This is a genomic window from Pantoea sp. F_5 (genome assembly GCF_008631595.1).
Lineage (GTDB): Bacteria > Pseudomonadota > Gammaproteobacteria > Enterobacterales > Enterobacteriaceae > Pantoea > Pantoea gossypiicola.
Window position 1 is genome coordinate 402893 of the sequence record NZ_VWUO01000002.1, and the last position, 12088, is coordinate 414980.

Consider the following 12088-nt stretch of genomic DNA (forward strand, 5'->3'; position numbering starts at 1 on the left):
CTCAGGCTGCCCCCTGCTCAGGGCGAAAAGGAGGAACGATGCAGGACTTTTTACAACAAACGCTCTCCGGCGAAGTACCGCATAAGCGTAGTGGTGAAACGGCGCATCTTCGCTGGCAGTGGTTGTATCACGGCATACTGTTAATGGAGCCAACGGTGCCGGTTAAACAGGCGCTGGTACTTTCCGCCGGGATCCACGGTAATGAAACCGCCCCGGTTGAAATCGTGAACCAGCTGATTAACCCCCTGCTGCGCGGCGAAAAACCGTTGCAGCAGCGCATGCTGGTGATTCTGGGTAATCCATCAGCGCTGCGGGCGGGTAAGCGCTATGTGCGCTATGACATCAACCGGCTGTTTGGCGGACGCTGGCAGCAGATTGACGATGGCGATGAGGCCCGCCGCGTGCTGCGGCTGGAGCAGACGCTGGAAACGTTCTGGCAGCTGGGCGAATGTGATGAGACGCGATGGCATCTCGACATGCACACGGCGATTCGCGGCTCTTACCATCCTCAGTTCGGCGTGATGCCGCACAACGAGCGCCCCTGGTCGCCCGGGTTTCTTAACTGGCTGGCCGCAGCCGGTCTGGAAGCGCTGGTATTTCATCGTGCGCCGGGCGGCACCTTTACTCATTTCAGCTGCGAGCACTTCGGTGCGGCCAGCTGCACCCTGGAGCTGGGTAAAGCGTTGCCGTTTGGCGAGAATGATCTCAGTCAATTCAGAGCGGCACAGCAGGCGCTGGCATCGTTACTCTATGGTGAAGCGATGCCCGTCACTACGGTTAAGCCGCGCCATTATCGGGTCGCGCAGCAGATCACCCGGCTGAGTGAGCACTTTACGCTGCATATGTCGCCGGAAACGCTGAACTTTACCGCCTTTCCACAGGGGACGTTACTGGCGGAAGATGGCAACACCCGCTATTACGTGCAGCAGGCACGGGAATATGTGCTGTTCCCGAACCCCAACGTAGCAGCCGGGTTGCGTGCCGGGCTGATGCTGATAGAAGAGGGCGAACAGACCCAGGCGCTGCCGGTCTGATGCCTGACGTAACCGGCACCGTTCATCGGCATTAAAAAATCGACAGGAAAAGCGCGAGACAGCCTTCCGCTTTCCTGTCGTAACCATTACACTCCTCCACGATTTCTGCGAAATCCGCTGTAAATTCATAAACTTTTTCAATTCCTCACGCCTTTCTTCTTATTCTCTTCATGATTGCCCGATTTTTATCTTTTATGCTTTCACGGCTTTACTCAGGCTCTGAGTAGTTGACGTTCAGCGTCGTATGCTTGTTTTCGAAGACGCGACAGAGTGCTGTCGTCATTATCATGAATTATAAGGACACGATTATGCGCAAACTGACTTCCCTTTTACTGGCTTCTTCGCTGGCGTTTGGTGCAGCCAGCGCCGTCCATGCTGCTGCGGATAACCTGACTCCACCGCCAGCAGGCAGCGAAAAAGCGATGCACAAACCGCCAATGCGTCATGGCCCGGAGATGATGTTTAAAGGTCTGAACCTGACCGACACGCAGAAAACGCAGATGCGCGACATCATGAAAGAGAGCCACAAAGATATGCAGCGTCCATCGCTGGATGAGCGTCGCGCAGCCCACAGCATCATTGCCTCTGACAGCTTTGACCAGAGCAAAGCAGAAGCGCAGGCAGAAAAAATGTCCGCCAATGCGAAAGAGCATGCGCTGAAGATGCTGGAAACCCAGAACAAGCTCTATAACGTGCTGACGCCGGAGCAGAAAAAACAGTACAACGCGAACTTTGAAAAGCGTCTGACTGAGAAAGGCCCGCACGAAGGAAAAATGGCACCGCCAGCAGAACCGGCTGAATAACCTTAGCTAAGCCAAGGGTCTGAGACCGCCGATGCTGTCCACTGAAATGAGTGGGCAGCATCGGCGGTTTTTTATAGCGGAAGAATCGGGTAGGCTCCCGACAGAATCGGGCGGCAGAGAATTTTATAGCCGTCGTGGTCAAAACCGCCTTTGGGCCGCTGCAGTTTTCTGGCCTCATCCATGCTGTTCACCGAACCAAGATAGAACCAGTGGTCGATGACGTGAATCTGAGTCATCTCTTTGCCTTCCTCCACCAGGCCTACGGCACCCTGCCAGGGCCAGCAGAAGACCCGGACATTCTCCAGCGCCTCCAGCAGACGATCCTGATGATCGCTGACCGGCTCTTTACCGCAGCAGGCACCGGCGCAGCGGCGCAGTGCCGAACGGAAGCAGCCGCGCCCTGCATTGAGCGTTTCCAGACCCAGCAGGCCATGACAGAGCTGATACTCATCCGCAAGCTGCTTCAGTCGTTCAAGCGCGGCAAAGCGACTGCGATAGAGGCCAAACAGGTTGGGAGACTGGCTGAAATCGAGATCTTTTGCGTAAACCACATTTGGTTTGCCATTGGTAATCTGTAACGAGCAGAGCTGCCGGTTTTTGCGCAGTCGCTTATTAAACAGCGGTTGCTGGGTTTTGATCATCTGCGCTTCCAGCAGCAGTGCGCCGAGATCCCCTGCGGTAGGGATCCAGCTGACTCGCCGCGACTGACGCAGCATTTTTGCCTCGTCAGGGGTGCGAAAATGGGACATCACCCGCGAACGCAGATTCACACTTTTACCGATATAGAGCGGCAGTGACTCACTCTCGCCGTGAAAGGTATAGACGCCAGGGTGATTCGGCAGACCTTCCAGCCATTCACGCAGGTGTTCAGGATATTGATAAATTGTATTCGCGTCGGGTTCGGGGCGAAGAATGGCAGAACGTCTGGCCAAAATGGACTCCACTTACTGGTTGTCCATACAGCATAACAGGCAGGCGAAATGATCGCCAGCCGTCTGGTTAAAGACGCCGTGTTGCCAGCCAGCAGATCAGCGAACCCAGGGTAATCATTGCGACCCCCTGCCAGAAGACCAGCGGCGGCGTCAGGCCGAGCCATAGCGATCCCAGCAGAGCCGACAGCACGGGTGTGAAATACGAAGCAGTGGCTAGCAGCGTCAGGTTGCCCTGCTGAATCCCGTGGTTCCAGGCGGAGTAGGCGATAGCCGTAGAGAGGCCGACAAACAGCACCTCAAGCAGCGGTACCAGTGCAAAGGTCATTGGCGCAGAATGATCGCTGAAGGCATATTTAATCCACAGCGCCAGCGCGGTCAGCATAAAAAACAGCGTAACGCCATTCGAACCCCGGGCATAGCGCCGGGTAAGATTGTTGTAGAACGCCCAGGTCAGGGCCGCGATAAAGGCGAGTGCATAGGCGACAGGATTACGCAGCATGTTCTGCCATAGCAGCGCAGGCGAGCCGCTGCCGCTGCTTTTCATTACCCAGACAATCCCCAGCAGCGCCAGCAGCAGCCCGGGCCAGAGCCAGACGCGGAAGCGCTGCTGATTAAATGGGATCGCCAGCACGATGGTGAGACAGGGCCAGAGATAGTTAATCATCCCCAGCTCCAGCGACTGGCTGCGATCGCTGGCCAGCCCGATAGCCATCGCCAGAGAGATTTCATAGCCCACGAAGAGAGTGCCACCCAGCCATAAATAGATTGCAGGCATTGCGCCGGGCTTTGGCAGGCCGCGGGTCAGGCAGAGCAGGAGCGCTGTGGTGGTATAGATCAGCGCCGCGCCGCCAGTGGCACCAAAGGCTTCACTAACGCTGCGCAGCAGGCCAACGGTGGTGCTCCAGAGCAGAATGGCAATAAGCCCGATGAGAGTAGCGCGCGAAACGGTGGCAGGCATGCAGCGATCAACAAGATGAGTGAGAGAAGCCTCCCTTGCCGGGGCAAAGGAGGCGCGGGATTACTTCCAGAAGTCGTCAAACACCGTGATCGGTGGGCGACGTTTGTGCTCGGTCTTCAGATACCAGCCTTCGATGATGCGGGCGTTATCAGGATTGATGGTTTTACCTTCCAGATAATCATCAATCATCTCGTAGGTGACACCCAGCGCCACTTCATCCTGCAGGCCTGGACGATCATCTTCCAGATCGGCAGTCGGCTTCTTCAGGTAGAGATGTTCCGGGCAGCCAAGATGCTTCAGCAGCTGTTTGCCCTGACGCTTGTTCAGGCGGAACAGCGGGTTGATATCAGTGCCGCCATCGCCATACTTGGTGAAGAATCCGGTGACCGCTTCAGCCGCGTGATCGGTGCCAACCACTACCCCTTTGGTCATGCCGGCAATGCTGTATTGTGCTTTCATACGCTCGCGCGCTTTTTCATTGCCGCGCACGAAGTCGGAAAGCGTGATACCTGCGTCTTTCAGCGCGCGCTCACTGGCCAGTACCGACTCTTTGATATTGACCACCAGCGAACGATCAGGCTTGATAAACGCCAGTGCATCCTGGCAATCCTGCTCATCCGCCTGCACGCCATAAGGCAGACGCACGGCAATAAAGGTGTAGTCATTATCGCCGCTCTCCTGACGCAACTCGCTGATCGCCGTTTGCGCCAGCTTGCCCGCCAGGGTTGAATCCTGGCCGCCGCTTATTCCCAGCACCAGCGTTTTCAGTCCGCTGTGACGTTTCAGGTAGGCTTTAAGAAAATCGACGCTGACGCGCACTTCCTGGTCGGCGTCGATAGCGGGTTTCACACCCAATGCTTCAATAATTTCCTGCTGCAGTGACATGAACTTCTCCTCAGGTCAGTGGCCTGTCGGCTCGATGCGAACGTTTTAATAAAGCTAACGTGCCTTCGCCAAAACAACAAGCTTAAGCGGCAACTGATTACGGCTTAACGTTGCGAAATCAGTGAGTTTTTACCTGAGGCAGCGGTTTTTTGGCCAGCAGGCTGAACATCAGAATGGCCATCATAAAGCAGCCAAAAATGGTGGCACACATGCTCAGTACCGAGGTGCCGCCGATGCCGGTGATCGGCACGGTAATCGCGCCCAGGGTGAACATAGTGACGCCAATCACTGCGGAGGCGCTGCCCGCGCGGTGGCCCTGACTCTGCATCGCCAGTGATGAGGCGGTGGTGGCGATGACGCCATTACTGGCGATGGTAAAGAACAGCGCGACCAGCAGCAGTGCCAGCGGTGCATGGAGCAGCGCGGTCAGCAGCAGCAGGCTGGAGGCGACAAAGGCCAGCGTCAGCCCGCCTTTCAGCACCCGATACTCGCCCCAAAGTGGACAGAGACGGGCGCTGGTCTGCGAGGCAATGATCAGACCAAATCCGTTTGCTGCAAAACAGAAGCTAAAGGCCTGAGGCGACAGGCCATAGAGCTGTTGCAGCACAAACGGTGAGGCACCGATATAGGCGAACATCCCGGACATCATAAAGCCCTGCGTCAGGCAGAAGCCCATAAAGGGGCGATGGGTTATCACCTGACCCAGCGCTGCGTAGGCGGAGAAGATCGATCCTTTACTGCGTCTTTCTTCTGGCAGCGTTTCATGCAGCTTCCAGCGAGCCAGCAGGATCAGCAAAATGGCAATGCCGCCCAGCACCATAAAGATGCCGCGCCAGTTGACTATCGGCATCAGCACACCGCCCAGGACCGGTGCACCAATCGGGGCCAGACCGTTGACCAGCATCAGCAGCGCGAAGAAGCGCGTCAGCTCATGACCGCTGTACATGTCACGCGCAATCGCCCGTGACAGCACCGCACCACCTGCACCGGCCAGTCCCTCGAACAGTCGTGCCAGCAGCAGCTGGTTAATATCCTGCGCCAGCGCACAGCCCATTGAGGCGATAAACAGCAGCACCAGTGACAGGGTCAGCGGACGCAGGCGGCCGAACTTATCGCTCATCGGGCCAAACAGCAGCTGTCCAACGCCCAGACCCAGCAGACCGGCGGTCAGACTCAGTTGCGCGGTTGCGGTTTCAGTATGCAGATCCTGCGCCATTTGTGGCAGGGCAGGCAGATAGAGGTCGATGCAGAGTGGGCCCAGTGCGGCCAGCAGGCCGAGCGTAACGGCGTAAACCAGGCGGTTGGAGTGTACAGGGGTCATTTATCCTCGGAATCATCAGCGATGGGGTGAACAGAAAGCAGGCAAGGCAGTAAATTACAGAGACCCGTAACGCAGCTATCACACTGCTCAAGGCCTTCACAGATGATGGCCGATGCGTCTGAAAATAGGTCGTTACGGCGTGTCTGTTTTGCGGTGAAGTATACGTCTGCGTTGACAGCAAAACAGCCTTCTTTACGATATCCTGACATTTACCTTGCCACGAATTATTGCTCATAAACTTGATAAATCAGCATTTATGTTCCAGGCTTGTTTCCACATGGACAATCAATGAGGAACAACAAGATGAATAAAGTGATGGGATGTATCGCTGCGGCGCTGACACTGGCTGCACTGTCTGGTTGTACGACTTACGATCGTGCTGAAAGCTACGTGACTAAGCCAGTGGTAAAGGATGTTAAAAAAGGCATGACCCGTGATCAGGTACGTCAGATCGCCGGTACGCCGTCAACTGAAATCACCATGGTTCACGCGCGCGGCACCTGCCAGACTTACGTACTGGGTCAGCGCGACGGTAAAGCACAGACTTACTTCGTGAGCTATAACGACACTGGCCGTGTGATGAACTACGGCTTCCAGAGCTGTGCGGAATATGACACCGATCCGCAGGTTCAGCAGTAATACGTAGCCCCCCTGAATAGCAAACGGCCCGTCGTCATGACGGGCCGTTTTTCGTTGTGTCGCAGACTACAATCCTGCCGGACGCGGCACCTCAACATAATCACCGTCTATCTGCCGCTGATAGTAGTGGCCGTCCTGCACATAAAAACGTTTACCATTAAAGTCGAGTACCCGCATTTCATTGCTGACCCGCGACTCGGCTGGCGGTTCGACCACCACATATTCCTCCCCGTGACGCTGGTAATAACTGCCGTTCAGCAGGTAGTAGGTCAGTCCGCCAATCAGCACCGCGGTAGCGGCTTCAGGTAAAAAACGTATCGGGCCAGGCCCGCCCCAGTGGGGGCCAGGTCCGCCATGTCGACCCCATCCACCCGGGCCCCAGTCGCCATGGTGGGCAAAAGCCAGCGCGGGCGTCAACAGCGCCAGCGTCAGAAGCGAGGCAATAATTTTTTTCATCGGATGTCCTCCTCATAAGACTGGATGCAGAATTCGCTTTTTGCCGGGCAAAGACAAGCATTAAAGCGGCGATTTTTCGCCTGTTTACCATGCTTAACGCTTTCTTAACGACGTCGCCATCAACGGGGAAGATTATGGAGAGGCAGGGCGGAAATAACCTGGCGCGGGCGCGCCAGGTTTACAGCAGATTAACGATGCGCCAGCTCGGCGTTGTCGTCACTTTCCAGTACGCGCTTATCGGTCAGACCTAACCAGCGGCTGGTCAGGGAACCGGCGGTCATAGAACCGTTGACGTTCAGTGCCGTACGACCCATATCAATCAGCGGCTCAATGGAGATCAGCAGCGCCACCAGGGTGACAGGCAGGCCCATCGCAGGCAGAACAATCAGGGCGGCAAAGGTGGCACCACCGCCGACACCGGCCACGCCTGCGGAGCTCAGCGTCACTATCCCAACCAGGGTGGCAATCCACAGCGGATCAAACGGGTTGATACCAACCGTTGGCGCTACCATCACGGCCAGCATGGTCGGATAGAGACCGGCACAGCCATTCTGTCCAATTGTGGCACCAAAGGAGGCAGCGAAGCTGGCAATCGAGTCAGGTACGCCCAGACGACGGGTCTGCGTCTCCACGCTCAGTGGAATGCTTGCTGCGCTGGAGCGGCTGGTGAAGGCGAATGTGATCACCGGCCACACTTTACGGAAGAAGCGCAGCGGGTTGATGCCGTTCACCGACAGCAGCAGGGCATGGACACCAAACATGATGGCCAGACCGAGGTAAGAGGCGACCACAAAACTGCCCAGCTTGATGATGTCCTGCAGGTTAGAACCGGCAACCACTTTGGTCATCAGCGCCAGCACACCGTAGGGGGTCAGCTTCATGACCAGACGAACCAGCTTCATAACCCACGACTGCAGCGTATCAATTGCGACCAGCACGCGCTGACCTTTCACTTCATCATCTTTCAGCAACTGCAGGGCAGCGACACCCAGGAAGGCGGCAAAGATGACGACGCTGATAATCGAGGTGGGATTGGCACCGGTCAAATCGGCAAACGGGTTTTTCGGGATAAAGGAGAGCACCAGCTGTGGCACGCTCAGGTCAGAGACCTTGCCGACATAGTTGCTCTGGATCGCACTCAGACGCGCGGTTTCCTGCACACCCTGTACCAGACCTTCCGCGCTCAGACCAAACAGGCCGGTCACGAACACGCCGACCAGCGCCGAAATAGCGGTGGTAAACAGCAGTACGCCAATGGTCAGCACGCTGATTTTCCCCAGCGACGAGGCGTTATGCAGACGGGCCACCGCGCTCAGAATAGAAACGAACACCAGCGGCATCACCACCATCTGTAGCAACTGGACATAGCCATTGCCAACGATGTTAAACCAGCTGATAGACTCTTTTACCACTGCGCTATTTTCGCCGTAGATCAACTGCAAAACCAGGCCGAACAGCACGCCGATCACCAGACCGGTCAGCACTTTTTTCGACAGGCTCCAGTTCTGACGGCTGAAGCGGGAGAGTAATACCAGCAGCACCACAAAGGCCACGATATTAAGCGTAAGAGGAAGGTCCATGCTGAAACTCCAGAGTAATGCGGCTTTCCCACCCGGGAAAGCCGCATAACGTTAATCACGAATTAAGACAGCAGGAATGGTAACAGCAGGTGCAGAGGGTGCCTTATATCCAAATGGCATGGTTTATAACTTAATGGTGTTTTGTGCGGATTTATTGCGCAGAATGACTGGATATTAACCGACCGACGCCATTTTGTAGCGTATCAAACAGTTGAGCCGGCCAGCCGTTTGCACCAAAAGATGGCATGCCGACCGGGAACCACAGCGCATAGCCTACCAGTCCCAGACACAATGCCCGCTCAAGCTGATTGCCTTTCTGACTGCGCAGGATCGGCAGACGGAAGCGCCAGCGGCAGGGCCACAGCAACGGGACACCGGCGGGCGTCAGCATATCGGCCACAATATGACTGAGGTAGCCCAGCGTCAGACCCTGCAGTACGTCCGCGGGTATCGGCGACGACTGGGGCAGGTTTATCTGAAAAAGCCATAAACCGGCGGCTACCGCCAGCAGACTATGGGTAAAGCCCCGATGACCGAACGCGCGTGCAATAGGATGAGAGAGCCAGCGTAGTCGCTGCCCCAGCAAAGATTTGGGGTGATCGATATCGGGCAGGAGGCATGTCAGCAGAGCAGAAGGAACAAGATGCCACCAATCGGCCTGCGCCAGTACGGGTGTAAGCTCAGCACGCTTAGCAAAAATAGCGCTGGCAATGGCAAAAATGATGTGGCCTTCGCCCGTCATGATAGAACCTGGTTGCAAAGAAAACTGTCGATGCATCCAGTATAGGGATTTATCCAGTGAATGAGAACATGTGACGCTGTAACGAAGCATGAATATTTTTAACAAGCCGGACAGCGATGAAACACTGCCCGCCTGTTCTGACAGAAAGATTAACGTGCCAGCCAGCCGCCATCTACCGCCAGGGTATAGCCATTTACGTAGTCAGACGCGGAAGAGGCCAGGAAAACTACCGGCCCCATCATGTCATCAGGCACGCCCCAGCGTCCTGCCGGGATACGTCCCAGGATCTCATCGCTTCGGGCCTGGTCTTTACGCAACTGTTCGGTGTTATCGGTAGCCATATAGCCTGGGGCAATCGCATTAACATTAACGCCATGCTTCGCCCACTCATTCGCCATCAATCGCGTTAAACCCATCACGGCGCTTTTTGACGCCGTATATGAAGGCACGCGGATGCCCCCCTGGAACGACAGCATAGAGGCGATATTGATAATTTTGCCGCCGTTACCCTGAGCAATAAACTGCCGCGCTACCTGCTGTGACAGGAAAAAGACCGTTTTACTGTTGATGTTCATCACATCATCCCAGTCCTGCTCGCTGAAGTTCAGTGCATCTTCACGACGGATAATCCCGGCGTTGTTGACCAGGATATCGATTCTGCCTGCGGCGGCGACAGCCTGCTCAACAACCTGCGACGCAACATCAGAGCGCATCAAATCCGCTGACACCGACCAGAAACGGCGGCCAAGTGCTTCAACTTTACGTTGCGTTTCGTCAGGCTCGAAACGGTTAACGCCGACAATGTCGCAGCCAGCCTGAGCCAGCCCCAGAGCCATACCCTGACCCAGACCGGTATTACAACCGGTCACCATTGCCACTTTGCCTTTTAAATCAAACATATTCAGTACCATTTATGCCTCTCCTCTGCTTAACGCAGTTCGCTGATTTTGACGTGGTCCATGTCATCAAAGACCTGATTCTCACCCACCATGCCCCAGATAAAGGTGTAACGCTGGGTGCCGACACCAGCATGAATTGACCAGCTGGGTGAGATGACCGCCTGCTCGTTATGTACCAGCAGATGGCGGGTTTGCTGGGGTTCTCCCATCATGTGGAAGACCGCGCTCTCTTCGCTCATATCGAAGTAGAAGTAGACTTCCATGCGCCGCTCATGGGTGTGACAGGGCATGGTATTCCACAGGCTGCCTTCATCCAGCCTGGTTAAGCCCATGGTGAGCTGGCAGGTGGGCAGGACATCCGGCACGATAAATTTGTTAATGGTGCGACGATTGGCAGTGGCAACATCACCCAGCGTGGCGGTGGCTGCTTCCTGCAGCGTGATCTTCTTATCCGGGAAGGTGCAGTGTGCGGGTGCGCTGTTGTAATAGAATTTGGCGGGCTGGGCTGGGTTCAGGCTGCGGAACAGCAGGTGGCGCGCACCTTTGCCAATGTAAAGCGCCTCTTCGTGACCGATCTCCCACGCTTTACCGTCGACCTCGACCAGACCCGGGCCGCCAATGTTAATCATGCCCAGCTCGCGGCGTTCAAGAAAATAACTGACACCCAGCTGCTTTCCCATCTCATCACCGATAGTGACTGGCTTATTAACCGGCATCACGCCGCCAATGATGATGCGGTCGATGTGGCTGTAGGTCAGGGTGTAATTGTCAGCGGAAAAAATCGTCTCAATCAGAAACTCGCGGCGCAACGCGTCAGTGTCGAGTTGTTTAGCGTGATCGCTATGAATGCTTTGGCGAACGTCCATCTCAGGCCTCTCTGCAGGTCAGGTTATTCATGCCCCGAACGGGGACGCTTCGGGCATCTTAGGCAGAGTGGGATGGGAATTCAATAAAAATGAAACGTTGTTTTATTTTTTGCGGGGTAGATCAACCGGCATGCGCAGCGGGCCAAAAAAAAGCCCGCTATGCGCGGGCTGTTTATTATCCCTGCAGATGCTGCAGGCTAAGCTGTGTCAGGTTGTCCAGCCGGACATCCGCCAGCGCCCAGCGCGGATCGTCACGATGCTCAGTAGCAGGTACCACAATCGACCGCATGCGGGCCGCTTTGGTCGCGATCATGCCATTAAACGAGTCTTCCAGTGTGACGCAGTTGAGTGGATCAATCGCCAGGCTGGCGGCGGCGTTGAGGTAGACCTGCGGATGGGGCTTGCTATAGGGCAGTGATTCTGCTGAAGCCAGCACATCGAAATAGTGGCGCAGGTTGAAGATCTCCAGCACCTGTTCCAGCATCATGAGCGGCGATGCTGAGGCCAGACCGATTTTCAGTCCCTGCTCCTGGCAGAGCTGTAGCGCCGTTTCCACGCCAGGGAGCAGCGGGCGCGTCTGATCCACCAGCGTCATGGCACGCGCAATAATACGGTCAGTAACCTCCTGCTGAGAGGGGCCCTGCCAGGGCAGCGTTTCGTACCACATCCGCACAGTCTGGTCGATACGCAGGCCAAGGGTATCAGGCATTTCACTGCGGCGTGACAGGTCGACGTCCAGCGTTGAAAAGATATCCAGTTCAGCCTGATCCCACAGCGGTTCAGAATCGATCAGTAAGCCATCCATATCAAACAGGGCAGCAAGGACAGGGCGGTGCCAGGTCATCAGCGGTCTCATTATAAATAAAGTCGGTTTACCATACCATCATTCTCTGCTGACGCCTGCTTCAACCAATTGACCACGCTTTATTTGGGAAATTTCTTTGTGGGCAGGTAGACTGACGGCAAATTGGAT

13 protein-coding genes are annotated in these 12088 nt (G+C 55.8%); 3 read left to right on the forward strand and 10 right to left on the reverse strand.

Annotated elements, in window-relative coordinates:
- Positions 1–38: 38 nt before the first annotated feature.
- Together astE and spy are read left to right on the forward strand one after the other, a co-directional pair.
- Complete coding sequence (gene astE, locus F3I44_RS04370; protein WP_150012771.1) at positions 39–1034, forward strand: succinylglutamate desuccinylase; 996 nt, start codon at positions 39–41, stop codon at positions 1032–1034.
- A gap of 308 nt (positions 1035–1342) precedes the next feature.
- Positions 1343–1837: an ATP-independent periplasmic protein-refolding chaperone Spy gene (spy, locus tag F3I44_RS04375; protein ID WP_150019304.1), complete on the forward strand. Its 495-nt coding sequence runs from the start codon at positions 1343–1345 to the stop codon at positions 1835–1837.
- A gap of 71 nt (positions 1838–1908) precedes the next feature.
- Here spy and cho read toward each other — a convergent pair whose 3' ends face one another.
- From cho to F3I44_RS04395, 4 genes are all read right to left on the reverse strand, one after another.
- The gene (gene cho / locus F3I44_RS04380) at positions 1909–2769 is read right to left on the reverse strand and encodes an excinuclease Cho (protein ID WP_150012775.1); all 861 of its coding nucleotides are present in this window, start codon (positions 2767–2769) and stop codon (positions 1909–1911) included.
- 67 nt (positions 2770–2836) lie between these two features.
- A complete protein-coding gene (gene yddG, locus F3I44_RS04385; RefSeq protein WP_150019305.1) occupies positions 2837–3727 on the reverse strand; it encodes an aromatic amino acid DMT transporter YddG in 891 nt (296 codons plus the stop codon).
- A 60-nt stretch (positions 3728–3787) separates the two neighbouring features.
- Entirely contained in the window at positions 3788–4612 is an 825-nt protein-coding gene (nadE, locus tag F3I44_RS04390) for an ammonia-dependent NAD(+) synthetase (RefSeq protein WP_013357668.1), read from the reverse strand.
- 118 nt (positions 4613–4730) lie between these two features.
- Positions 4731–5933, reverse strand: a complete 1203-nt coding sequence (locus F3I44_RS04395) for a multidrug effflux MFS transporter (protein ID WP_150012780.1) — start codon at positions 5931–5933, stop codon at positions 4731–4733.
- A gap of 303 nt (positions 5934–6236) precedes the next feature.
- Here F3I44_RS04395 and osmE point away from each other — a divergent pair, with 303 nt between their 5' ends.
- On the forward strand, positions 6237–6572 hold the full coding sequence (gene osmE, locus F3I44_RS04400) for an osmotically-inducible lipoprotein OsmE (RefSeq protein WP_010245718.1): 336 nt from the start codon (positions 6237–6239) through the stop codon (positions 6570–6572).
- A gap of 66 nt (positions 6573–6638) precedes the next feature.
- Here osmE and F3I44_RS04405 read toward each other — a convergent pair whose 3' ends face one another.
- From F3I44_RS04405 to hxpB, 6 genes are all read right to left on the reverse strand, one after another.
- Positions 6639–7028 (reverse strand): DUF6515 family protein, encoded by a 390-nt coding sequence (locus F3I44_RS04405; RefSeq protein ID WP_150012782.1) that lies wholly within the window; start codon positions 7026–7028, stop codon positions 6639–6641.
- A 188-nt stretch (positions 7029–7216) separates the two neighbouring features.
- Entirely contained in the window at positions 7217–8608 is a 1392-nt protein-coding gene (locus tag F3I44_RS04410; protein WP_150012784.1) for an L-cystine transporter, read from the reverse strand.
- A gap of 151 nt (positions 8609–8759) precedes the next feature.
- The gene (locus F3I44_RS04415; RefSeq protein ID WP_033732464.1) at positions 8760–9350 is read right to left on the reverse strand and encodes a metal-dependent hydrolase; all 591 of its coding nucleotides are present in this window, start codon (positions 9348–9350) and stop codon (positions 8760–8762) included.
- 149 nt (positions 9351–9499) lie between these two features.
- Positions 9500–10261, reverse strand: a complete 762-nt coding sequence (kduD, locus tag F3I44_RS04420) for a 2-dehydro-3-deoxy-D-gluconate 5-dehydrogenase KduD (RefSeq protein WP_150012786.1) — start codon at positions 10259–10261, stop codon at positions 9500–9502.
- A 17-nt stretch (positions 10262–10278) separates the two neighbouring features.
- On the reverse strand, positions 10279–11115 hold the full coding sequence (gene kduI, locus F3I44_RS04425; RefSeq protein ID WP_150012788.1) for a 5-dehydro-4-deoxy-D-glucuronate isomerase: 837 nt from the start codon (positions 11113–11115) through the stop codon (positions 10279–10281).
- Between the two features lie 175 nt (positions 11116–11290).
- A complete protein-coding gene (hxpB, locus tag F3I44_RS04430) occupies positions 11291–11959 on the reverse strand; it encodes a hexitol phosphatase HxpB (protein ID WP_150012790.1) in 669 nt (222 codons plus the stop codon).
- Positions 11960–12088 lie beyond the last annotated feature (129 nt).

Bases quoted from the DNA above. Each gene is read 5' to 3' on its own strand.
- nadE (WP_013357668.1), bottom strand. From the start codon at position 4,612: ATGTCACTGCAGCAGGAAATTATTGAAGCATTGGGTGTGAAACCCGCT.
- yddG (WP_150019305.1), bottom strand. From the start codon at position 3,727: ATGCCTGCCACCGTTTCGCGCGCTACTCTCATCGGGCTTATTGCCATT.
- spy (WP_150019304.1), top strand. From the start codon at position 1,343: ATGCGCAAACTGACTTCCCTTTTACTGGCTTCTTCGCTGGCGTTTGGT.
- F3I44_RS04410 (WP_150012784.1), bottom strand. From the start codon at position 8,608: ATGGACCTTCCTCTTACGCTTAATATCGTGGCCTTTGTGGTGCTGCTG.
- F3I44_RS04395 (WP_150012780.1), bottom strand. From the start codon at position 5,933: ATGACCCCTGTACACTCCAACCGCCTGGTTTACGCCGTTACGCTCGGC.
- kduD (WP_150012786.1), bottom strand. From the start codon at position 10,261: ATGGTACTGAATATGTTTGATTTAAAAGGCAAAGTGGCAATGGTGACC.
- astE (WP_150012771.1), top strand. From the start codon at position 39: ATGCAGGACTTTTTACAACAAACGCTCTCCGGCGAAGTACCGCATAAG.
- kduI (WP_150012788.1), bottom strand. From the start codon at position 11,115: ATGGACGTTCGCCAAAGCATTCATAGCGATCACGCTAAACAACTCGAC.
- hxpB (WP_150012790.1), bottom strand. From the start codon at position 11,959: ATGACCTGGCACCGCCCTGTCCTTGCTGCCCTGTTTGATATGGATGGC.
- F3I44_RS04405 (WP_150012782.1), bottom strand. From the start codon at position 7,028: ATGAAAAAAATTATTGCCTCGCTTCTGACGCTGGCGCTGTTGACGCCC.
- F3I44_RS04415 (WP_033732464.1), bottom strand. From the start codon at position 9,350: ATGACGGGCGAAGGCCACATCATTTTTGCCATTGCCAGCGCTATTTTT.
- osmE (WP_010245718.1), top strand. From the start codon at position 6,237: ATGAATAAAGTGATGGGATGTATCGCTGCGGCGCTGACACTGGCTGCA.